Source organism: Caldanaerobacter subterraneus (assembly GCF_004345675.1).
Taxonomy (GTDB): domain Bacteria; phylum Bacillota; class Thermoanaerobacteria; order Thermoanaerobacterales; family Thermoanaerobacteraceae; genus Thermoanaerobacter; species Thermoanaerobacter subterraneus.
Genome location: NZ_SLWU01000014.1, coordinates 40,129 through 63,218, shown reverse-complemented (window position 1 = coordinate 63,218; position 23,090 = coordinate 40,129). Strand labels below are relative to the sequence as shown.

Below are 23,090 nucleotides of genomic sequence, written 5' to 3'. Positions count from 1 at the left end.
AAGATTCCCCTCTATTTTCTACTGTACATATTATTCACATAACCTTTAATTTGCTACTTCAAAATATAGGCAGTGTTAGGCTTAAGATACAGCAAATTGCCACTCCTTTTTAATTCTCCCATTTTTAATATATCCTCTTTTCCTCCCGCCTCTTCTAAAAATATCACTTCCTCTTTGCTGCTGTTGTTTATAATCACCACAATTGAATTTCCTTTATATTCCCTTCTAAAAGCAAACACCCTTCCAACAGCGTACAAAGTGGTGAAATTGCCATACTTAAGTTCTTCATGCTCCTTTCTTATGCGGATAAGTTTTTTGTAAAACTCAAAAAGTCCCTTGTTCTGCTTTTCCTCCTCCCATATCATGCACCTTCTGCAGTCAGGGTCAAATCCTCCCACCATTCCAGCCTCGTCTCCATAGTAGATGTACGGCACTCCCACAAATGTAAACTGGAAAACCAAAGCTAATTTCATCCGCGCCACCATGCCATTTGCGAGAGTCAAAAACCTTTCAGTGTCGTGACTACCTATGAGGTTAAACATGACTCTATTAACGCTATCCATGTGTCTCATAAGCTGCTCAGTTATCAGTGTGTTGAATTTTACAGCACTTATTTTCCTCTTCGCAAAAAAGTCTACAACTGCATTTCTAAAAGGATAATTCATGACAGAGTCAAACTGGTCCCCTCTTAACCACGGAGAAGCATCATGCCACACTTCTCCTACTATTATGGCATCTTTTTTGGCATTTTTTACAACCTCTCTAAACTTTCTCCAGAAGTGATGGTCTATTTCGTTGGCAACGTCCAATCGCCAGCCGTCAATGTCTACTTCTTTAATCCAGTATTCAGCCACTTCTAGTAGGTACTTTTGCACTTCCGGGTTTTTAGTCATAAGCTTAGGCATTCTCCACACATTCTCGCCAAAAGTCTCGTAAGTAGGTTTGGGATGCGTTTTAATGGGCCATTCGTACACATTGAACCAATCCCAGTACTTTGACTTCGGCCCATTTTTAACCACATCCTGAAATGCAAAAAAGTCGTATCCACAGTGGTTGAACACTGCATCGAATATAACTTTTATGCCATTGTCATGACACTTCCTCACCAATTCTTTAGCTTTTTCCGTGTCACCAAAATGAGGGTCTATCGTGTAATAATCCGTGGTGTCGTATTTGTGAGTAGAAGGAGACAAAAATATTGGAGTTAAATAAATGGCATTTATCCCTAACTCTTTTAAATAATCTATTTTGTCGATTATTCCCTGTAAATCCCCTCCAAAAAAAGAATCTGCAGTCGGCTTTTCCCCCCATGGCTTTACGTTTTCGGGGTCATTAGTTCTGTCTCCATTGTTGAATCTGTCTGGAAATATCTGATACACTATGCACTTGTTTGCCCAATCCGGAGGAGAAAATATATCCTTTTCCCTTATATAGGGATAGTGGAAAAAACCCCAGAAGCTATCCTCTGGCCTCTTTTTGAAAAAACCAGCTTCTGTGTAATAAAGTTTTTCTCCCGTTTCTGAAACTAAATAAAAAAAGTACAAAAACCTCTTATTTAATTCAAGAGTAGTCTCATAATAGTCAAAAAGCTCGTTAGTGTGAACTAAGGTCATAGGCTTTATTTTAAATTTGCCCAGCCAGTCATACCTGTCTTTAAAAAGAATGTATACCCTATCCACATCGAAAACTGCCGTTCTCAAGACTATTTTTAATTGGTCTTTATTTACAGGATATGCATAAGGTATATCGCTTTTGTGGAATATAGCCTCTTTTATCATATCTTTCCCCTTTCTACGTGTGTATGTTTATAGTAACTGGAGAGGGACTACTTACAGCTGGCAGTTCTTCACCATCTACACTTATTTTAACAGCTGGTGGATATCCCATCAATATAGTTATGTCATTTTTAACTTCAAAAGTTTTCATCATGCCAGCTGTCATCAAACCCTCGTACACCACATTCCCATCTACTTTTATACTAAACCAGCACTTTTCGCCTACCATGTTGATTTCAACCTTGTAAGATTGAGAAGCAGGAGATATTTTGTATTCTATTTTTTTGGAGGTTTCTGAAACCTTTTCTATCACAGTCTTTGGAGAAACAGTGGAAGTCACATTCTCTTGAGTAGAAGGTGTAGAAGGAGTTTCATTTTTTTCAGGCACAGTTTGTGAAACTTCCTGTTTAGGAGGGAGTGGCGCAAGCCCTTTCTTTATCTGGGCGAAAAAATAATAAAATCCATATCCAATAATGCCTATTATCAAAATAGATACTAAAGCCTTTTTCAAAGCTGAAAAAAGCCAAGACAAATCCAAAGTGGTTTTTTTATAGCTCTTAGCCTTGGACAAATTTTCCTCTTCCTTTTCTTTGAAGAGGTATTCGTACTTTTTCACAATTTCATTGCCATCAAGCCCCAAAGCTTCTGCATAGCTTTTTACAAATCCCTTGGCATAGACCATAGCAGGCATTACGCTGAAATCCCCGTCTTCAATAGCCTTTAAATATCTTGTCCGAATTTTAGTTATTTCCTGAATTTCTTCCAGAGTCATGCCTTTTTTAAGCCTTTCGCTCTTTAAAAATTCTCCTAATTCGTTCATTACCTATCACCCCTTGCCAAACCATCCACTATATATATTCCACACAAAATACAATTTTCCTCCATTAATTTTCATAAACCTCTTCTTTTGTATAAAAGGTCTACGAAAGCCTCTATTCTGGTCTGATAACCTGCTTGCCCGGTATTTTCATCATACACTAATGACATTACTGGAATGTCGTAATCCCGACTTACTTTGGCAATTATCCCTTGTGCTATTATCTCAGGGGTGCAGGTAAAAGGAAGGATGTGAATCACTCCGTCATATTTTAGTTTAGCATATTTCACAGTATTTGCAACAGTATTAAGTCCATGACCTCCTATATCTCTCTCAAGGTAACCTCTGGCATTTTTCTTAAACTCCAGCCTCTGAGGCAGTTTAAAAGCGCTGTTTATAAGGTAATCAGATAGGTACTCTGTTTTTGTCACCTCCACTCCAAGTTCATTTAGAGTTTTCCCTATGTTCATATTAGTAGAAGGCTCCAACAGCATGTATATTTCCCCTACTAAAGCCACCCTAAGCTGTATTTTCCTTTTTACATTGGCATTTTGCTTTATCTTATTCATCCCCTCAGAAAGGATTTGATTTATTTCTCTGGCATTTTGAGCCTTTTCTAACTTTTTTATGTACTCCTCATATATCTTAGTAGTAATGCCAGGCGCATCCTCATGAGCTCTTTGTATCAATAAAAATTTTTCTAACTTGTCCGCTGCAATCATCTTCTTCACTGCCAGCATAAAAGACTTCAAAGCCACCTTCCAATCCACATTGGGAAAATGGGAAGCCAATTCCTTTAAAAAATCTTTCACCCTCCCATGGGGTGGATCGAGGATAATCATTTCAAAATTATATCCCAAATCTTTTAAAATCTCCCTCTGAACCTGGCCGTAATACCCAAACCTGCAGGGTCCTATCCCCCCAAGCATTACAATCGTGTCAGCCCCCTTTTCCAAAGCCTCTATGAAATTGCCGACATTGATTTTAAAAGGAAGGCAGACAAATTCGTGAGAATTTCTCACCCCTAAAGTTAACGTTTTGTTGCTGGAGGGAGGAGGGTCTATGACCTCTATTCCTATCCCTTCAAACATAGTCTTTAAAATCATATTCAAAGAACCCATGTGAGGATATGTAATTTTCACACCACCACCGCCTTTTTATTAAACCTTAAAAGGTCTACAAAAGCCTCAATTCTTGTCATAACTCCTGCTTCTCCTGTATGCTCATCTATAGTAAGCAGCATAAAAGGCAAATTCTTTTCCCTTTTATAAAATCTCTCAAGAAGCTCCTCCGTCATAGAATTGGGACCACATCCGAAAGCTGACACCATAATAACTCCGTCAACTCCTTTCTTCTTTAAAAAGTACATCCCTGCCCCTAGAATATCTCTTTCGTACGTCCAAAATATATCTTTTGGAAGAAATGCCACTCCCTCTAATATTGAAGCTTTGTTAAGCATCTCTACAGTAATCACTTCCGCTCCCATATTTCTTAATTTTTCAATTAACCCCATGCTTATGTATTCATCCATGATGTTATAAGGATGGGAAAGCAGCGCTATTTTCAAATCGAACCTTCTTCTTTCTTCTCTTACTTTTACTTTCCCTTCCTCCCACATTTTCAAAGCTTCTAAATTTGTAAACCCTTCTTTCAGCAAATTTTTAAACCGCCTCTGCTCCTCCATCCCTTTTAGATAGGCTTTTAAAGCATCCCCCTTTGTCCTTCCAAGCATTTTCCCAGCTCTTATAAATTCTCTTTTTGTAAATTCTTCATCTTTGTAGTAGTTAATCTCAATGTCTATAACAGGCGGCAAATCCTTTATTAAACTTTTTATAAAGTCAGGTAGCCCCAAAAATTTAGAGCACAAGTATTTCTTTTTCTCTACACTTACAATTCTAGGTATAAAAATATAATCCACTCCTCTTTCTTTTAAATCCATCACATGGCCTACATAAGTTTTAACAGGCAAACAAGCATCTTCAACGCTGTTCTTTACGCCATCGTCCACAATTTTTTTATTCGTATTCTGTGAAGTAATTACTTTGGCCCCCAGCACTTCAAAAAATGTCTTCCACATGGGATAAAAATCGTAATACAAAAGCCCTTTTGGTATGCCTACTATTTTTCCCATTTTTAACCTCCTCCATTGCAAATACACTATCTATTTTTCCCTAAAAGAAATAAAAAAATACCGGACAAAATCCGGTATTTACAAATTGTTCCATGTATAACAATTTTTATCCTTTCACAGCCCCTGCAGCAAGACCTGCCTGCAAGTATCTCTGCAATACCATAAATAGTATTACAAGTGGTAGTGAAGCCATCACAGAAGCAGCCGCAAATTGAGTCCAATGAGCTGAAAATTGGTTAGTTATAAATCTTTGAAGTCCTAATGCTATTGTATAGTTTTCAGGTGATTTTAATACAGCACTGGACAAAATAAATTCACTGTACACTCCCATGAAACTAAATAAGAATATCACTACGAGCATAGGGGTTGCCAGTGGAAGTATTATTTTTGTGAAAATCTGCCAATGAGTGGCTCCGTCCACCAAAGCGGCTTCATCCAGCTCTTTTGGAAGGCTATCAATATACCCTTTTAAAAGCCATATGCTAAAAGCGCTGCTTCCTGCCATCACCAGCATCAAAGCATATAGATTGTCTAATAAATTTAACTTCGCCATTATCCCATATATGGCTGGCAATGCCATAAAGGTTGGAAACATCTGAAGTATTAAAAGAGTCTTTAAGCCATTTTTTCTTCCCGCAAATTTCATTCTGCTGAAAGCATAGGCAGAAGTAGCTGTTAAAAACAGCTGAATAGTTGCTACCCCCACACTTAAAATCATACTGTTTTTTACCCAGAGCAAAAAATTAGTTTTCTTTAATACAGTGGTGTAATTTTCAAAAGTGATGTGGCTAGGAAAAATCGCTCCAGAAAAGAAAGCATCTCCTGGCGCAAAAGAAGCTCCCACTACCCACGCCACCGGAAACATCATCACAATTATCACTGCCCATATGATGAGGCGGCTTATCCACAGAGAAACTTTCTCATGGGGTTTTAATCTTTCTCTATACTGAATTTTCCTTGCCGGCTTTTGAGCTTGGGTCCTCACACTTGCATATTCCACTTTAATCCACCTCCTTAAAAGCACCTGTAAGCCTCATGTTGAGAAGGCTTAAAGTACCTATGATAAGGAATATGATTATAGAAAGAGCCGCTGCCAAATCATAGCGGTTTGCCTGCATTGTCAATTTATAAGCAGCACTCACTAGTATATCCGTATGTCCTGCAAAAGAAGTGTCAGTTCTAGGTGGTCCTCCTCCTGTGATGAGGAAAGCTGTTCCAAAGTTATTGAAATTATACGCAAAGGAAGATATTATCAAGGGCAATGTAGAAGAAGTGAGCATCGGAAGAGTTATCTTAGTAAGCTTCTGAAACCACGAAGCCCCGTCAATATCCGCCACTTCATAAAGTTCTGGCGGAATAGCCTGTAATGCCCCAAGGGAGGCATTCATCATAAAAGGATAACCCATCCATACGCTCACCATTATAATAGCAACTTTTGCCCAAAAAGGCTCTAAAAGCCAAGGTATCATGGGTAAGTGCAGTTTTTGAAGTATTAAATTTATACCGCCGTACTGCTGGTTTAAAAGTCCTGTCCAGGTAAGAACTGCAATAGTACCAGGCAGCCCCCACGGTATAATCAAAATAGCTCTGTAAAAATTCGTCTCCCACATATGTTTGTTATTTAAAATTACTGCTAATAAAAGTCCAACAATATAGCTTAGCAATGTCGCTGATAAGGCGTAAATTACAGTCCACACAAAAACAGGTGCAAAAACATTTTTAAAAGGTCCTGTCAGTATGTCGACAAAATTTTTAAAACCTACAAATTGATAATTCTTAAAGTGATACAGATTAAAATTAGTAAAAGCGATGTAGATAGTGTATGCCATTGGAGCAAAGCTTAAAACAGTCATAGAAAGTATTGCTGGAGACAAATAGGCATAAGGTCTTAGCTTATCTTTCAACGATTTATGCTGGTTCATCCTGTACCTCCTTTCCCTTAAAAAAAGGGGCATAAAGCCCCTTTTTACTGCATTGTAGCAATTCCCTGTTTAATTTGTTTTACCATATCGTCAGCTGCTTTGTCAACAGGCACTTTTCCTGAGGTTATAAGCTGCAGCGCATTACCAGCAGGTGTCCATACCTGGCTCATCTGAGGAATATTTGGCATTGGAATAGCATGCTGTGCCTGTTCAGCAAATGCACTTAGTATCTCGTTGCCCTTAACTTCTGGATTGTCCAGCAAGGACTTAATCACAGGAATTCTGTTTCCTGTCTCAAACAATGGAAGCCCTGTATTTTCAACCAAGTACTTCATCAAATCCCAAGCTTCTTTCTGATGCTTTGAATTTGCGCTCACAAATGCAGCCTGCACACCTGCAAAAGAAGGAGTTGGCTTGCCATCAATTTCTGGAAGTGGAGCAACTTTAAATGGAACATTGGCTTTCTTGAATCCGTCCACATCCCATGGACCGCTTATATAAAGTCCAATTTTACCACTCTGGAAGTTACCTTTTGCCATGTCATAGTTTATGTCTGGGGGCATGAATTTATATTTCTGAACAAAATCTTTTATAAGCTCTAACCCTTTCTTTGCGCCTTCGTTGTTGAGCCCTATGTCGTTTGGATCAAGTCCGCCTCCTGTGTCTTTAAAAACATATCCGCCATACGCTGCGATAAAAGCAAAGCTGAAATAGAAGTTATTGACATCATACTGGAACCCTACTTCTTTCCCCAATTTAATCAAGTCATCTAATGTAGCTGGAGGAGTTTTGACTTTATCCGTATTGTAGAAAAGGGCATAAGTTTCCATAGCAATTGGCACTGCATACATCTTTCCATCATAGGAAACAGCGCTTATGCTCATTGGCACATAGTCATCTTTGTTTATAACTCCCTCTGGAACCTCAGCTAAAAGTCCTGCCTTTTGGAAAGTTCCCAAGTTGTCATGGGGCAATCCAAACATTATGTCTGGCCCTTTACCGCTTTGAGCAGCTGTAGCAAAAGCTTGGAAATCGCTCTGGTCTGCTAGAACTTTGACCTTGTTTCCTGTCTGTTCAGCCCATTTGTTAGCAATTTCTTGAACTTTTGCTATTTCAGGGTCTGTCAAGTGGGACCATACTATCAATTCTACAGGTTCCTTTTTCTGCTCTGCTGTCTGAGTCTGTGATGACTGACTTTCACTTGTCTTGCTGCCGCCGCCACAGCCAGTCAGAGCAATTGACAGCACAAACACCATTGCTGTCAACAACGCAAGTATTTTTGAATACTTCTTCATACAAATCCTCCTCTTAAATTGGTTTTATAATAATTTGGGGTGCACCCCAAAATTTTACTTCGCTTTCACATTTGTCCAAACACTTACGCTGTCCCCAGGTAAAGTCAAACCTTGCACTAGGTTTTCTCCATTACCTTTTGTGACTTTTAACTCAACACCCTCCAACAGACCTTTAAGGTAGTCTTTATAAATTCCCTTCCTCAAAGATGTTTTTACTGCCTTAACAGTAGTTTTCTCTCCTTTATTTATCGCAACCAGCACCACATCTTTTCCATACTGCCTTTCATAAATATACACATCGTCAGAAATATACCTTGCCGTAGTAGTTCCATACTGTAGGGCTGGAGTGAGCTGCCTTAACCTTGACAGCTCTTTTATCAATGTATAAGCCTTTGTGCTCTCATCGAACTTTTCCATCATTGGTCTATTATACGGGTCATTCCCGCCATTTGTGTCGTTATGAAGGTACTGCTCAGTGCCATAGTATATTACAGGTATCCCTCGAGTCGTCATTATAAAAGCAATAGCTTCGTGTAATTTATCCTTGTCATTGTTCAAGGACAGAAATCTAGGCATGTCATGGTTGTCTATAAAAGTAACCAGCTTATAAGGATTTTCGTAATCTTTATTGGTATCCTCTAACGTGTCATTTAACCTCTCAAATCCGTACCCCTTGCCAAATACATCTCTTATAGCACCGTTTAACATAAAATCCAGGACAGAAAAGCCGGTAGTATTAGCAAACTGTATATTATACCCATACAACGGGTCAGTAGGACCGCTTAACATCCATTCACCAAAAAGAAGCACATCCTTTTTAATACTGTAAATAGTGTTAGCAAAGCTTTTCACCCACTCCATAGGCATATGCTTTGCAGCATCCAGCCTTACTCCATCAATTTCATGATTAAACCATAACTTAATAGAGTCTTTTAAGTATTTATCAACAATAGGGTTGCTCTGGTCCAAATCTGCCAAATCAAACAAATTTTTATCCTGAAGTTCCTTTAAATTATTCCAGTTGCTTATGCTGCCATTGTGGTGAAAAAGCTTAAGTGAATCATTACTGTAAGTACCTAATAGCTTCCCATCGTCATATAATGCGCCATTTTCTGCAAAATCAGGATTTTCTTCATCGGCAGGGCTCGTGTGATTTGTCGCAAAATCTAAAATCACTTTTATTCCATTCTCATGCGCAACCTTTACAAAATTGTCAAAGTCCTCCCATGTACCAAAGTGTTCTTCTACTCTTTTGAAATCTCTTGCCCAGTATCCGTGATAGGGGGTATTAATCTCGCCATTATATACGGCTGGTTTATTTATATTATCCACTACTGGAGAAATCCAGATAGCAGTGACCCCCATCCCCTTTATATAAGGGATTTTTTCTGTCAGTCCTTTCAAATCCCCTCCCCAGTACATCCTCCAGTTGGTATGGGTGGGGTCAAACATTCCTTTGCTCACTTCTGGGTCGTCATTTGAAGGGTCTCCGTTGTAAAACCTATCCACCATAACCTGATATATGACTTCTGACTTTGGGGCTTTTGCCTCTTGCTTGCTACTGCACCCACTAAAGAACAGCAAAATTGCTGCAAAAAGCGCCACAAATGCTTTTAAATTTTTTCTCATCTCTTTCCCCCTTACACTTTTAATACCATAATATTACAGCAATCGCTTTCCTGAAATGCAATTAAAAAAGAGCAAAGTAGAAAATTTCATTGCAATCGCTTGCGCTATCGTTTCAATAATATTGTATATCTTATTTAGACGAATGTCAATAGATTTTTTTGTACAAGATGGACTAAAAATTAAACTTAACTTATCAAATCTACAATAATCTCTGCAAGCTTTTGCTCATCATGCCTTATATATTCCTGCTTTACAGTTACCAAGTCTTCTTCAACAACTTTTATACCCATTTTTTCTATCTCCTCTTTGTCATATTTCACGGGCTCAGATAAATCTCTTATATAGCGCTGCCTGTACTCCTCAGGGATTTCACCTTTGTTCACAATCACATAGTCCAAAGACTTAAGCCCATGGTCAAAAAGAGCCTTTATATGGTCAGTAGCAGTATACCCCAAAGTCTCACCCGGCTGTGTCATTATATTACATACATATATTTTTATGGCTTTAGATGTTTCAATAGCATCACAAATTCCATCTACCAAAAGGTTCGGAATAACACTTGTATACAAACTCCCCGGCCCTAACACTATCGCCTCGGCATTCAATATATCCACTAAAACTTCTTCAAAAGGAGCAGCAGGAGAAGGTTCCAAATATATTCTCTTTATTCTGCTGTTTTCTTTTTGCTGTATCTCAGGTATTTTGGACTCTCCTCTTATGATAGTGCCATTTTCCAGTTCTGCTATAAGCCTTACATCTTCTACTGTAACAGGAAGGACTTTCCCTGACACAGCCAATACTTCACTCATCCTCTTGACAGCCTCTTCAAAACTGTTAGAAATTCCTATCATTGCAGCCAAAAACAAATTTCCAAAACTCTGCCCCTTTAACATCCCCTCTGTAAATCTGTACTGGAGAAGCTGTTCCATTGTAGGCTCTGTGTTTGCCAAAGCCAATATGCAATTTCGTATATCTCCAGGAGGAAGTATACCTAAGTCTTCTCTCAAAATTCCCGACCCTCCTCCATCATCTGCCACTGTCACCACCGCAGTTATATTTGTTGTGAAAAGCTTGAGCCCTCTTAACATAGTAGAGAGCCCTGTACCTCCACCAATCGCCACAATGCGAGGCTGTTTTCGCATAAATATCTACTCCTCTCCAATGTCTCTGTGATTCACCACAACAGAATAATCCTCTTTTTTTAAAAGGTCATAAAGGGCATTGGCAATCGCAACAGACCTGTGCTTTCCTCCTGTACAGCCAATTGCTATTACAAGCTGTGATTTCCCTTCTCTAATATAATATGGAATCAAAAATTTGATCATGTCCCCCAATTTTTTCAAAAATTCCTTCGCTTCTTCCCACTTCATCACATATTCTTTTACTTTCTCGTCATTTCCAGTTAAAGGTCTCAGCTCGTCAATATAAAAAGGATTAGGTAAGAACCTCACATCAAACACAAGGTCAGCCTCAAGAGGTATTCCGTACTTATAGCCAAAAGACATAACATCAATTATAATTCCCTTAAATTTTTTCCCTTTTAGGAAGATATTAGATAACTCCTCTTTTAATTGAGAAGAAGTCAAATTAGAAGTGTCTATAATATAATTAGCAATTTTCCTTATATCTGAAAGCCTTTTTCTTTCTTCGTTTATACCGTCAACTATTCTCCCCTCTTCAGATAAAGGATGTCTCCTTCTGGTCTCTTTAAACCTTTTTATCAAGACCTCATCAGAAGCCTCTAAAAACACTATCTCGTAATCGTAGTTATTTTTTTTCAAAAAGTCCAAACTGAAATAAATATCTTCAAAAAACTGCCCTCCTCTCAAATCCATCCCCAAAGCTACCTTGTCAATATTTTTTGATTGATAAAACAAATCAGCAAGTTTTGGTATTAAGGCGGGAGGAAAATTATCTATGCAAAAAAATCCCATATCCTCCATCGCCTTTAAAGCCTGCGTCTTTCCTGCACCGGAAAGCCCTGTTATTATCACAAACCTCATAATTTATCACCTCTCGGCGTTTATCACGTCTTCCTCAGTGAGTCCAGCCTCTTTCGCAATTTGTATTCCCTTTTTAAAATCCCCCACCCTAGAAGGAGTATGGGCATCGCTGTTTATGACGAATTTACATCCTTCTTCCTTTGCTATCTTTACATACTCCACTGTCAGGTATCCGTGACTCGAGTTAATCTCCAGTGCTGTTCTACTTTCTTTTGCTGCTCTGGCCAATTTTCGCGTATCAATATCCACCTTTGCTCCAGGATGAGTTATTATATCAATTCTATATTTTTTTATTGCTTTTACCATCGCTTCTGTATTTTTCTCTCTCACCTCTTCTTTAAGATAACCTGTATACTTTGACACCATATTTTTACCAAAAAGGTCAATGGCGTCTTTAAAACTTTTCGGCACTATTCCAGTGTGGTACCCCACAAGCAAAATATCTAGATACTTCAGAAGTTCATCGGGAACATCAATATCCCCTTCTATACTTATCAAATTCGCTTCCACTCCCATCAGTATTTTTATCTGAGAGTATTTTTCCCTAAGCCTGTCTATTTCATCTCTCATTTTCTTAAAGTCTTTTTTTCTCATGCCATAAAACACATGAGCAGGGCCATGGTCAGTAATAGCAATAGCCTTAAGCCCAAGCTCTACCGCTTTTTTCACATTTTCTTCTATTGTCCCTTTGCCGTGGCTGTATATCGTATGGGTGTGATAATCTGCAAAAATCCTCATTTGTTCTCTCTCCTATTTTTCCCCCACAATTTTTATCTCAGGCATAAGCTCAACTCCAAATTTCTCTTTTACTACTTTCTGGATATACTCAATCAAGTTGAGCACATCGTAAAAAGTCGCATTCCCAGTGTTTATAATAAATCCCGAATGTTTTTCTGAAACTTTAGCACCCCCGATCGAGTACCCTTTGAGCCCCGCATCTTCAATAAGCTTTCCTGCATAGCACCCTGGAGGCCTTTTAAAAGTGCTCCCTGCACTGGGATAATCTAAAGGCTGTTTTTCTTTTCTCCTCTGATTTAGTTCCTCCATCTTCTTTTTTATCTCTTCATAATTCCCTCTTTCAAGAGAAATCCAGGCTCTCAAAACTATCCATTCTTTTTCTTGCAAAATGCTATATCTATAAGAGAACTTCATTTCCTGATTGGAAAGAATCAATATATTGTTATTTTCATCTAAGACTTCTACCTTTTCTACCACGTCCTTCATCTCAGGCCCATAGGCACCGGCATTCATCACTATGGCCCCACCCAAAGTGCCAGGTATGCCACTTGCAAATTCAAAACCGGTAAGCTCATGTACCAATGCTACATTTGCAATATAGGACAGGGAAGCTCCTGCTTCTGCTATTATCTTAGTTCCTTCTACAATGACATTCCTCAAAGAACTAAGTTTTACAACCACGCCTCTTATACCTTTTTCACTTACCAGCAAATTAGTGCCATTCCCTAGAATAAAAAAAGGTATTTTTTCCTGTCTTAAATATGCGATGAGATTAATAAGTTCGTCTCTGCTTCCCGGAACAGCTAGTACATCAGCTGGCCCTCCTATTTTAAAAGAGGTATGCCTTTTCATTGGCTCATTTAAATATAATTTCCCCTCTTTTAAAATTTCTTTCAATTTATCAACAAGTATCTCAGCCACTGTACCACTCCTCAAAATTAAAAATCAAAAAATTATTCCATCTATAGTCTATCAATTACATGTTAATTTCATTCCATGTGCAATTTTATAATACCACTTTTTATTTACAAAATAAATAGGAGGGATAGCCCCTCCTTTCATGCGTTGTAACATACCTTAAACCTTTTTGTAACACACCCTTCTGCATCGTACATGCTGACAACCGCCGTGCATTTTTTTATTTTTATCTCGCAATTGCAGTCCCTGCAAAAATAGAGGTTATTTCCTATCTTGCCCACATTAGTACTCTTGCAATTTGGGCATTCCATAAAGTAATCACCTCTTCATTACCAACAATCTTCTCAAAATTTTGAATATTTTATGTACACACCCTACTTTTGTCCATTAAATATTATACCACATAATGCAAATAGGAAATAGTCTAATATTTTGGACTTTTTCCTGCATTTTCTTAATATTTCTCCTCTTTTTATGCTTTTTCTCCTAGAATAAATAAACACAAGTCGTTTGCCCTACATTTCTAATTCCCTCTTTATTCTCGCAACAATAGAATCGGCAGCTTCAAATCCCATATTTATACATTTTTCTGCCTGGTCAAATCTATACCAGCGTATATTATCGACATTAGGTTTTATTGTATAAACCCGTTTATTTCCCTCCATTTTTTCAAGATTCTTATTAGAATTGTCTTTTAACAATTTAATAGCGGTTGTTGTAATAGATATGATTTCAGGTAAAGGCCTTTTTATATTAAAATACTTTTTTATTGGCAGCACTTTCTCACTATTAGCTAAAGAATAAAAAAAACCTTTCGAAAAAGCCCATATCAATGCTTGAGCTTACATCGCAATTTATAATTATGTCTGCTCCCAAGCTAGCTGCTAATTCTATTGCCTCAGAATCAACAATTGATCCATCAACTAACTTGGTTCCATTGTACTCCACAGGTTCAAAAAAGGCAGGGATAGAAATGCTTGCCCTTATAGCTTTTATCAAGTCTCCCTCTTTAAATACTACTCCCTTTCCTGTTTGAATATCAGTAGCCACAATATATAGAGGAATATTAAGTTCCTCAAAACTTTCTTTCACATAACCCCGCAAATATTTCTCTATTTTTTCACCCTTTACTAAGCCGGTTCGTGAGGCTTTAAAATCCAATAAACTTATAAATTTTAACATATTAATCTTTTTTGCATCACTTATAAGTTTGTCTACATTATGTCCTGAAGCATAGATTGCTCCTATTATCGCTCCCATACTTATGCCTATTATAAAATCAATAGGAATATTTTCTTCTTCAAATCTTTTTAGTATACCTAAGTGCGCATATCCTCTTGCTGCTCCACCGCCCAGTATAAGTCCTACTCTTGGTCTCATTTCCCATCACCATTTTTACTCAAAGATAATTTGTATGGCATTTAACGCATCCAAAATTTCATTTTCATTAGAATCTAAAATCACTTGAATTCCCGTACCAAACATTGCACCAAGTATCATCCTCGCCACTGCTCGTGGAGAATAATTTCTAAAATTCTCTCCTAAAGCACTGTTACTTAGAATTTTTTCCTCAATCATTTTAGATAAGTCATTAAATAAATCTTTTAATAAACTGTTAAAAGAAGAGGACCACATAGCTAAACCTGTAAAATCGTACAACAGTTTAAAAAGTCCTGGATTATTTTTTAAAAGGTCTTTAAAAAAATTCACTAAGGATAGCATCTTATCTTTTGCAGTTTCTCCCATACTCAAAGCTTCATTTATTTCTTTTAAATATTTATTTATCATCATCTTTATTACCTCTGTAAAAAGCCCTTCCTTACTGCCAAAATAATAATGCAATTGGCTTAATACAACACCAGCTTCCTCTGCAATGTCTCTTAAGGAAACATTAGCATATCCTTTAGTTGAAATACACTTATATGCAGCATTTAATATTCTTTGCGATTGGTTTCTTCCATCTTGGATTTCCCCTTTTGAAGTTTATTTATTAAAGCCGCCCAGATCGGAAAATAGAAATTGCTAAACCTAAAACTATGACAAAAGCTATCGCTAAACCAATCTTTAAAATTATCCCATTAAGCTTATACATTTCTGCACCAGCATTAGCACTCATTCCTGACCCTATTAAAATCCCTGCAATGACAATACTTAAAGCCAAAAGTATAATACTGGTGGAAAGCCGATTAAATACCTTATCAACCCGTTTCTCTAAATTTTCAAGGTCTCTTATTTTCAATTCTATAGCATAATTTTCTTCTTCTGTTTTCCTTAAAAAATTCAATAAAAATGATGGCAACTCCTTTATCAATCTGCTATAATCCATTGTGGCATTTATTATCTCTTCTTTCATATGTTGAGTAGAAAACATTTTAGGTATCAACTGCTTTGCAATTGGTTTTGCCACTTCTAAAACGCTAATTTTGGGATCTAACTTTTCTACTATTCCCTCTAACGTTATAAGGCTTTTAGCCAGCATATTAAATTCATTGGGAATTACAATATTATACGAAAATACAAGGTCAAATATCCCATTGAGGACTTCCCCAACTTTGAGCTTTTCTAACGGTATTTCAACATATCTATCTCGCAAATTATTTATGTCTTTTTCTAGCTTTTTCATATTGACATTTAGAGTCACAGCATTTAAATCTATAATGCTTTCAATAATCATCCTGCTATTTTTGTAAACAATCCCCAACAACATTTTAGAAAACTGTCTTTTCCTTTCTGGACTTAAGCTACCTACCATTCCAAAATCTAAAAATGCTATTGTCCCATCCTCTAGCACCATAATATTTCCCGGATGAGGGTCTCCATGAAAAAAACCATCCCTTAAAATCTGATTCAATACAGATTTTGCAAGGTTTCTTGCAATTGCACCGCAGTCTAATCCAGCCTCATCAATTGCATTAAAATCATTTAACGGAATGCCACCAATGTATTCCATCGTCAATACACGTCTTGTCGTATGGGTCCAGATTATAGAAGGAATTTTGACTTTTTTGTCTTTTAAAAAATTCTTTTTGAACTTTTCTGCGTTTTCCCCCTCTATTCTAAAATCTAATTCCTCTTCCAATCTCTTTTTGAAGTCTTCTACCATTTTTGTAAAATTGTATATTTTTCCATATTTTGTATGATTATCAACAAATTTGGCAATATCTTCTAATATCCTCATATCTTGGGCTATGATTTTTTCTATCCCTGGCCTTTGAACCTTGACAACAACAGTTTTGCCTGACCACAACAAAGCCTTGTGAACTTGTGCTATAGAAGCCGCCGCTAGAGGAGTAGGTTCAAATTCAGCATAGGCTTCCTCCAAACTTTCGCCAAATTCATTTTGTATAACTGATTTCACCTCATCAAAAGAAAAAGCAGGAGCTTTGTCCTGTAATTTTTCCAATTCTTTTATGACATCTTTTGGCAAAATGTCAGACCTTGTGCTTAAAATCTGCCCCATTTTTATAAAAGTAGGTCCTAATTCTTCAAGAGCAAGTCTTAATCTTTCTCCACGGGAAAGTTTCGCAATATTTTCATCATTTGTTTGCTTCAAGATTTTTCTTCTTACATTTATATGTTTTAAAATTCCAATATTGTCAATTATAGCACCAAACCCGTATTTGATGAATACAAAAATTATTTCTCTATATCTTCTTAAATGTTGCATTATTTCACACCTGTCATCAAAATTTTATAGTTACTTATTTTTCTGTGTTTTGCATTTCCTCCAGCACTTTTCTGACTTCCTCACGAACAATACTTTTTATCTCTTCCCTAGTAACAATATCTTCCTTTTTGGCAACATTCATGTAGCCTAACGTTTCAGCAACTGCGTCTTTAATCATTTTTCTCAATTCTTCCTTCTGTTCTTCACCTTTTTTTACCAAGTCTTTTACCATTTTTTGTGCATCTTCTCTTGCAACTTCTCCTCTATCTACAAGTTCTTCTACTATTTTTTCTATTTTCTCTCGTGATAATGCAAATAATCCCAAACCAAAATTGATAGATTTTTCAAGCAAACTTGTCATATATATAACCCCTTTCAAAATTAATTCGGACATCCGTCCTAATATCTCTATTAATATTATATACTAAAATTTCCTAAAGTCAATATGGAATTTTATTACTCCTCAAGAAGCTCTTTTACAACTTCTATACCGTTTAATTTCATGTGATACAAAAACATGGTATGTATCAAATTGCCATCATGAGGCATTATTTTGAGGGATTGAGCAGTTTTTACAGATGTATCATAGGTTTCAACGCAATTTTCCGGTACAATTACATTTACTTTAAGATTATTGGCATTTGCAATCATTTTTATAGACATAGCTGTCTGGTAAACGCATAAATCAGTACAATCTCCTACAACAATAAAAGTAGATTTTCCTTCCTTTATCATTTCAACAACTTTCTTTAAAAACTCATTCCCGCCTTCTAATTCCCCTCCAAAAAATACATTCAACGAATTTTTCTCTACAATCACAGGTTCTCCTTCAATTATTTCTTTTAATTCGTCCACAATTTCACTTTCAAAAGTACCTTTTACACAATGAGGTGGAAATTCTCCAAATTCAACTGCATCTGAAGGATGGGCGTCATTTAAAAAGAACACATTTTTTATCCCCATTCTGTAGCAGGCTTTCAATAAATTCTTTATAGGTTCTATTATGCCTGCCACTCTTGGACTAGCTAATGGACCGCTTTTACAAAAACCGTTTAGCATATCCACAACCAAAACTGAAACCTTATCCTCTCCACCAGCATTGTATATTACACTACTCAAGCTTTTTTCTTCAAGGTTACTGTAAAAGTCAAAAAGGTAATTTAAAAAGGGCCTAGTGTTATACAAAAAGCTATCAAAATTCATAAAAAACACCCCTTTATATGTTTATTCTTACCAAAATTATACCATAAAAACAATTCTTAAACATAATGTATTACATATTGAAAAAAGTTTCTCTAGCTACAGCCAAAAGTCTCCCATCTTCAGCATAGGCTTCACAAACTGCCACAGTAGTTTTACTCCCCGCATGAACTATTTTGCCTTTGGCTTTCACTTTTTCCCCTACTCTTATTGGGGAAAGGTAATTTATATTCATCTCAATAGTTATCACCTGTTTACCTACTGTCCTTGCCGCCATACCCATAGTGATATCCATCACTGAAAAAAGCACGCCTCCATGAGCAATATTAAGAGGATTAAGGTGCTTTTCTTCAATTTCTATTTCTGTCACAGCATAGCCTTGTCCCAGTTCTACCACATGAACTCCTATTAACTGATGAAAATTTGTATTTCTGTTCACCTCTAAAAGCTCTTCAAAAAGTTTCTCATCTATTCCTGCATTTTTTGCCTCCACCTCTTTCCCCTCCTTATAAATTTGTTGCTATTATTATAGCATAAAAAATAGCAGGACATTTTATCCTGCCTCAGAGTGCTGACAAAGTCCTTATCTTTTAAGTGGCATTTTGTGTTAATGCTCCGGAGTTACAAAGCGCCAAAACTAAGGCTCACTTTTCGAGCTCCAGCGGGGTTCCGGCCAATTCGCTTTACGGCTCAACGTGGCCGCTCGCTTTCGCTCGCCCTGCCTCCGCTCTCAAGCTCGCCAAGTTTTGTTACCGCTTTGTAACAAGTCGCATTTACACACAAAATGCCATTTCTCTGAGTTTGTCATCAGTCTGAGATGAGCTAGTGCAAAACCCCAGCTCATTTTCTTTTAAGAAAAGTGGTAATTGCAGGTATCACTGAAATCACAATTATAGCAATAGTAACCAACCCAAAATGGTCCTTGACTATTTTCAAATTTCCAAAAAAGTATCCTCCCAAAGTAAAAAGAGAACCCCAGAGAATTCCGCCAAACGCGTTGTAAAACAAAAACCTAAAATATCTCATCTGGCCAATTCCTGCAACAAAAGGGACAAAGGTTCTGATGATAGGGATAAACCTTCCTACCACAATAGTAATAGCGCCGTACTTCTCATAAAAATCACGAGCTTCCAGTAAATGCTCTTTTTTTATCCATCTCAAATTTTCACTCTCATAAATTTTTTCACCTATAAACTTACCTATATGGTAATTAACCGTATCTCCCAATATTGCAGCAGAAGCTAAAAGCACAATCACATAGTACACGTTCAGACTCCCTATCGCAGCAAAGGTCCCTGCAGCAAATAAAAGCGAATCACCTGGGAGAAAAGGGGTCACTACAAAACCCGTCTCAAGAAAAATGATAAAAAACAAAAGGCTATAGGTCCATGTGCCATAAGTTTGAATTATCGTTCCAAGATATTTATCCAAGTGAAGTACAATATCTACAAAATTTTTTACGATGTCCATTAACTTCATCCTTCCATATATATAGTCCTTTTCAATTATACTATATATACGAAAGGTTGTGTGAAAATACGAGAAATTTTAATCAAAATTTAATCTTCTTCGTTATACCAGCCATGCCTGTGCCTCATTCCACCGTGCCCCCTCATATCCTCCCCGTATACTTTGTAATTTCCTCCTTCTACCCTTATAGCCTTGCCATTTACCAATGCATCAGCTATCTTCTGCCTAGCAGAAGTTATTATTCTAAAAAAAGTTGGCCGAGATACCTTCATCATATCGGCACATTCTTCCTGTTCCAACCCTTCTAAATCCTTCAGCCTGATAGCCTCCAGTTCTTCTACTGTGAGTATCACTTCTTCCAGCATAGAAAGCGGAATCCCTACTGGTTTAAAATAAGTAACATTTGGTTCGCTTCTAACCCATCTCCACTTCGGCGGTCTTGGCATTTTATCACACCCTACTATTTTTATAAATTGCAATTACTTTAATATTTTATACTTTCTGCGAAAAAATATCAATCCCTCATGAAATCCAAAAAACTTTTCAACCAAAATTGGGTCAAATTGTCATCCGCCATCTTTTTAATCTCTTCTAAGGCCTCATATTTATAACAAATCTTCCTAATTCCATTATAAATCCTTTTTAGACGCATGTCCATTACAAATTAAATTGTCACTCTTATTCTCTAATTAACACTTCTTTTATTTTTTGAGATACAATCTCTTTTACTTTTAACAAAAAATCAATATCACAATTACCTGTTCCGCTTAAATTTTTATCAAGTACTCCTTCAGCATATTTATACCTCTGTAAAACATATCTTTTTACAGGAGAAATCCAATCTGCAATAAAAGTGAAGTCCTCAAGAGTAAGCAATTTATCATTTACAGTTGTCCTAAACTCATAATTTATATCCGAGTCTTTTATTAACTCTACACTTTTTTTAATATTTTCTATGTCCTTTTCATTTTTTAAAAACATATCATACTTTTCTATTGGCGCTTTTATATCCATCGCTATATAATCCAGTAATCCTTCTTCAAGCAAACTTTCCAACACTTGAGGTCTTGAACCATTGGTGTCAAGTTTAACTTCAAAATTTAAGTCCTTTATATTTTTTATAAAATCTTTAAGCCCTTTCCAAAGTGTAGGCTCTCCTCCTGTTATGCATACCCCCTCTATCAAATTTGCCCTCTTTTTAAGGTAATCAAAAAACTCTTTTTCACTTTTTATTCCTTCTCTCATTTGTATCAAATAAGAGTTATGGCAGTATGGACATTTAAAATTGCAGCCACTCACAAACACAGTGGCTGCAATTTTCCCAGGAAAATCTACAAAAGAAACCGGCAAAAAATCGTACATCATACCACAAATTCCTTCCTTTGCTCAAATTCTTTTCTCTTCCCTTCATTCCAGTTTTTAATAGGCCTATAGTATCCCACTACGCGGCTGTAAACCTCACATTCTCTACCGCAGTAGGGACATTCAAAATGCTCGCCTGAAATGTACCCGTGGTCTTCGCATATGGAAAAAGTAGGAGTTATTGTGTAGTAGGGAATCCTGTAATTATAGGCGATTTTCCTTACCAATGACTTGCAAGTTTCCACATCGCTAATGGCTTCCCCTATAAAACCGTGAAATACAGTCCCTCCAGTGTACTTAGTCTGCAATTCCTCTTGCAAATCAAGCGCAGTAAATATATCCTCTGTAAAATCCACTGGCAGTTGAGTAGAATTGGTATAGTACGGAACATCATCTCCTGCAGTAATTATATCTGGAAAAAGCTCTTTATCTTTTTTGGCCAATCTGTAAGAGGCTCCTTCTGCAGGAGTTGCCTCCAGGTTGTACATAAAACTGGATTCCAGTTGATACTGTTCTAACTTATGCCTCATAAAGTCTAAGACCTCAAGTGCAAATTTTCTCCCCTCTTCTGTGGCAATGCTCACTCCCATGAAATTGAGCAAGGCTTCATTCATACCAATAAGCCCTATGGTGTTGAAATGGTTCTGCCAGTAATACCCAAACCTCTTTTTCACATCTCTAAGGTAAAACTTGGAATAAGGATAAAGCCCCATTTCTGTCATCTTCTCAAGTACTTCCCTCTTTATCTCAAGGCTGGTCTTTGCAATGTCCATAAGTCTTTCTAACCTCTGGAAAAACTCCTCTTTCGTCCTGGACAGATATCCAATCCTGGGCATATTTATCGTCACAACACCTATTGACCCTGTCAAGGGATTTGCTCCAAAAAGCCCTCCTCCCCTTCTCCTCAACTCCCTGTTGTCCAATCTAAGTCTACAGCACATTGACCTGACATCATTTGGGTCTAGGTCGCTATTTACAAAATTGCTGAAATAAGGAAGGCCGTATTTTGCTGTCATCTCCATCACTTTGTTTACAACAGGGCTGTCCCAGTCAAAATTTTTAGTTATGTTATAAGTGGGTATGGGGAATGTGAATATCCTCCCTTTCGCGTCCCCCTCCATCATCACCTCTGCAAAAGCCATATTTATCATGTCCATCTCTTTTTGAAATTCCTTGTAGGTCCTGTCCATAATCTTTCCACCTATTATTACAGGCTCATCTGCCATAATCTCGGGCACAACCAAATCCATGGTTATATTCGTAAAAGGTGTCTGAAAGCCCACCCTTGTTGGGACATTCAGGTTGAATATAAATTCCTGCATGGCCTGTTTGACTTCCCTGTAAGACAAATTGTCATAGTAAACAAAGGGAGCAAGGTATGTATCAAAATTGGAAAAAGCCTGGGCCCCTGCTGCTTCTCCTTGAAGCGTATAGAAAAAGTTGACAATCTGCCCAAGGGCTGACCTGAAGTGCTTTGGCGGTTTGCTCTGAACCTTTCCTTCCACTCCTGTAAACCCGTTCAAAAGCAAATCCCTTAAATCCCAGCCGCAGCAGTAAACAGATAAAAGTCCCAAATCGTGAATATGTAAATCCCCGCTTATATGCGCATCTCTCACCTCTGGAGGGTATATTTTATTCAGCCAGTAGTGAGCAGTAATGCTGCTCGATATATGGTTATTGAGCCCTTGCAGTGAATAGCTCATATTGCTATTCTCATTTACTCTCCAATCCTGCTTTCCCAGGTACTCATCTACCATTTTCTCAATATCCATGACCATCTTTTTAAACTCTCTTATATCTTGGTGTTGTTTTCTGTAAAGAATATAAGCTTTTGCAGCTTTAGCATATCCCCTTTTTATTAAAAATACTTCCACCACATCCTGAATTTGCTCAACACTGGCTATCCCCTCAAAAACCTGTTCTACGTGCTTTGTCACTTCATCAGCGATTTCTAATGCCTCTTCGTATTCCCCTTCTCCCACAGCTTTAAAAGCCTTATAAATCGCATTTGAGATTTTTGTCTTATCAAATTTCACCTCTCGCCCGTCTCTTTTAATCACCTTCATCTCAATTTCCATACGTAACCCTCCATTTTTTTGTTTAAAAAACTCTCAATATGACACAAAATATAGTAGTATCTTAATTTAATGCCTCAATATTTAG

22 protein-coding genes and 1 pseudogene are annotated in these 23,090 nt (G+C 37.2%); all 23 read right to left on the bottom strand.

Annotated elements, in window-relative coordinates; genetic code table 11:
* Window positions 1-53: 53 nt before the first annotated feature.
* The 23 genes and pseudogenes from EV203_RS07850 to EV203_RS07745 all read right to left on the bottom strand — a co-directional run bounded on the left by EV203_RS07850 (window position 54) and on the right by EV203_RS07745 (window position 23,005).
* Complete coding sequence (locus EV203_RS07850) at window positions 54-1,778, bottom strand: glycoside hydrolase family 13 protein (RefSeq protein WP_132039918.1); 1,725 nt, start codon at window positions 1,776-1,778, stop codon at window positions 54-56.
* Window positions 1,779-1,791: 13 nt separating this feature from the next.
* The gene (locus EV203_RS07845) at window positions 1,792-2,595 is read right to left on the bottom strand and encodes a helix-turn-helix domain-containing protein (protein ID WP_132039916.1); all 804 of its coding nucleotides are present in this window, start codon (window positions 2,593-2,595) and stop codon (window positions 1,792-1,794) included.
* Window positions 2,596-2,666: 71 nt separating this feature from the next.
* Window positions 2,667-3,734: a 2-hydroxyacyl-CoA dehydratase gene (locus tag EV203_RS07840; protein ID WP_022587066.1), complete on the bottom strand. Its 1,068-nt coding sequence runs from the start codon at window positions 3,732-3,734 to the stop codon at window positions 2,667-2,669.
* Window positions 3,731-4,723, bottom strand: coding sequence for an acyl-CoA dehydratase activase-related protein (locus EV203_RS07835; protein ID WP_132039914.1), 993 nt, complete (start codon window positions 4,721-4,723; stop codon window positions 3,731-3,733). The genes EV203_RS07840 and EV203_RS07835 overlap by 4 nt, the downstream gene beginning before the upstream one ends.
* Window positions 4,724-4,829: 106 nt before the next feature.
* Window positions 4,830-5,723 carry a sugar ABC transporter permease gene (locus EV203_RS07830; protein WP_009611027.1) on the bottom strand — a complete coding sequence of 298 codons (894 nt, stop codon included), beginning with the start codon at window positions 5,721-5,723 and terminating at the stop codon, window positions 4,830-4,832.
* 1 nt (window position 5,724) lies between these two features.
* Complete coding sequence (locus tag EV203_RS07825; protein ID WP_041587183.1) at window positions 5,725-6,645, bottom strand: carbohydrate ABC transporter permease; 921 nt, start codon at window positions 6,643-6,645, stop codon at window positions 5,725-5,727.
* A gap of 44 nt (window positions 6,646-6,689) precedes the next feature.
* The gene (locus EV203_RS07820) at window positions 6,690-7,940 is read right to left on the bottom strand and encodes a sugar ABC transporter substrate-binding protein (protein WP_132039912.1); all 1,251 of its coding nucleotides are present in this window, start codon (window positions 7,938-7,940) and stop codon (window positions 6,690-6,692) included.
* Window positions 7,941-7,994: 54 nt separating this feature from the next.
* Window positions 7,995-9,569 carry an alpha-amylase family glycosyl hydrolase gene (locus EV203_RS07815; protein WP_132039910.1) on the bottom strand — a complete coding sequence of 525 codons (1,575 nt, stop codon included), beginning with the start codon at window positions 9,567-9,569 and terminating at the stop codon, window positions 7,995-7,997.
* A gap of 185 nt (window positions 9,570-9,754) precedes the next feature.
* Window positions 9,755-10,711 (bottom strand): gluconeogenesis factor YvcK family protein, encoded by a 957-nt coding sequence (locus EV203_RS07810; protein WP_132039908.1) that lies wholly within the window; start codon window positions 10,709-10,711, stop codon window positions 9,755-9,757.
* Window positions 10,712-10,717: 6 nt separating this feature from the next.
* A complete protein-coding gene (rapZ, locus tag EV203_RS07805; RefSeq protein ID WP_132039906.1) occupies window positions 10,718-11,572 on the bottom strand; it encodes an RNase adapter RapZ in 855 nt (284 codons plus the stop codon).
* A gap of 6 nt (window positions 11,573-11,578) precedes the next feature.
* Complete coding sequence (locus EV203_RS07800) at window positions 11,579-12,310, bottom strand: PHP domain-containing protein (RefSeq protein ID WP_009611014.1); 732 nt, start codon at window positions 12,308-12,310, stop codon at window positions 11,579-11,581.
* Window positions 12,311-12,322: 12 nt separating this feature from the next.
* Window positions 12,323-13,231, bottom strand: a complete 909-nt coding sequence (gene murB / locus EV203_RS07795) for a UDP-N-acetylmuramate dehydrogenase (protein WP_132039904.1) — start codon at window positions 13,229-13,231, stop codon at window positions 12,323-12,325.
* A gap of 137 nt (window positions 13,232-13,368) precedes the next feature.
* On the bottom strand, window positions 13,369-13,539 hold the full coding sequence (locus EV203_RS13415; protein WP_011026017.1) for a hypothetical protein: 171 nt from the start codon (window positions 13,537-13,539) through the stop codon (window positions 13,369-13,371).
* A gap of 204 nt (window positions 13,540-13,743) precedes the next feature.
* A pseudogene (locus EV203_RS07790) lies at window positions 13,744-14,608 on the bottom strand (patatin family protein).
* A gap of 15 nt (window positions 14,609-14,623) precedes the next feature.
* Window positions 14,624-15,196, bottom strand: a complete 573-nt coding sequence (locus tag EV203_RS07785) for a TetR family transcriptional regulator (RefSeq protein WP_132039902.1) — start codon at window positions 15,194-15,196, stop codon at window positions 14,624-14,626.
* 22 nt (window positions 15,197-15,218) lie between these two features.
* Entirely contained in the window at window positions 15,219-16,895 is a 1,677-nt protein-coding gene (ubiB, locus tag EV203_RS07780) for a 2-polyprenylphenol 6-hydroxylase (RefSeq protein WP_132039900.1), read from the bottom strand.
* A 34-nt stretch (window positions 16,896-16,929) separates the two neighbouring features.
* The gene (locus tag EV203_RS07775) at window positions 16,930-17,289 is read right to left on the bottom strand and encodes a phasin family protein (protein ID WP_028986124.1); all 360 of its coding nucleotides are present in this window, start codon (window positions 17,287-17,289) and stop codon (window positions 16,930-16,932) included.
* A gap of 62 nt (window positions 17,290-17,351) precedes the next feature.
* Window positions 17,352-18,098, bottom strand: a complete 747-nt coding sequence (locus EV203_RS07770) for a cysteine hydrolase family protein (protein ID WP_009052954.1) — start codon at window positions 18,096-18,098, stop codon at window positions 17,352-17,354.
* 70 nt (window positions 18,099-18,168) lie between these two features.
* Window positions 18,169-18,588: a PaaI family thioesterase gene (locus EV203_RS07765; protein ID WP_132039898.1), complete on the bottom strand. Its 420-nt coding sequence runs from the start codon at window positions 18,586-18,588 to the stop codon at window positions 18,169-18,171.
* Window positions 18,589-18,935: 347 nt separating this feature from the next.
* Window positions 18,936-19,565 (bottom strand): VTT domain-containing protein, encoded by a 630-nt coding sequence (locus tag EV203_RS07760; RefSeq protein ID WP_132039932.1) that lies wholly within the window; start codon window positions 19,563-19,565, stop codon window positions 18,936-18,938.
* Between the two features lie 89 nt (window positions 19,566-19,654).
* On the bottom strand, window positions 19,655-20,011 hold the full coding sequence (locus EV203_RS07755) for a DUF134 domain-containing protein (protein ID WP_011026022.1): 357 nt from the start codon (window positions 20,009-20,011) through the stop codon (window positions 19,655-19,657).
* Between the two features lie 232 nt (window positions 20,012-20,243).
* Complete coding sequence (locus EV203_RS07750; protein WP_009611017.1) at window positions 20,244-20,930, bottom strand: anaerobic ribonucleoside-triphosphate reductase activating protein; 687 nt, start codon at window positions 20,928-20,930, stop codon at window positions 20,244-20,246.
* Window positions 20,927-23,005 (bottom strand): ribonucleoside triphosphate reductase, encoded by a 2,079-nt coding sequence (locus EV203_RS07745; RefSeq protein ID WP_132039896.1) that lies wholly within the window; start codon window positions 23,003-23,005, stop codon window positions 20,927-20,929. The genes EV203_RS07750 and EV203_RS07745 overlap by 4 nt, the downstream gene beginning before the upstream one ends.
* Between the last annotated feature and the right edge of the window lie 85 nt (window positions 23,006-23,090).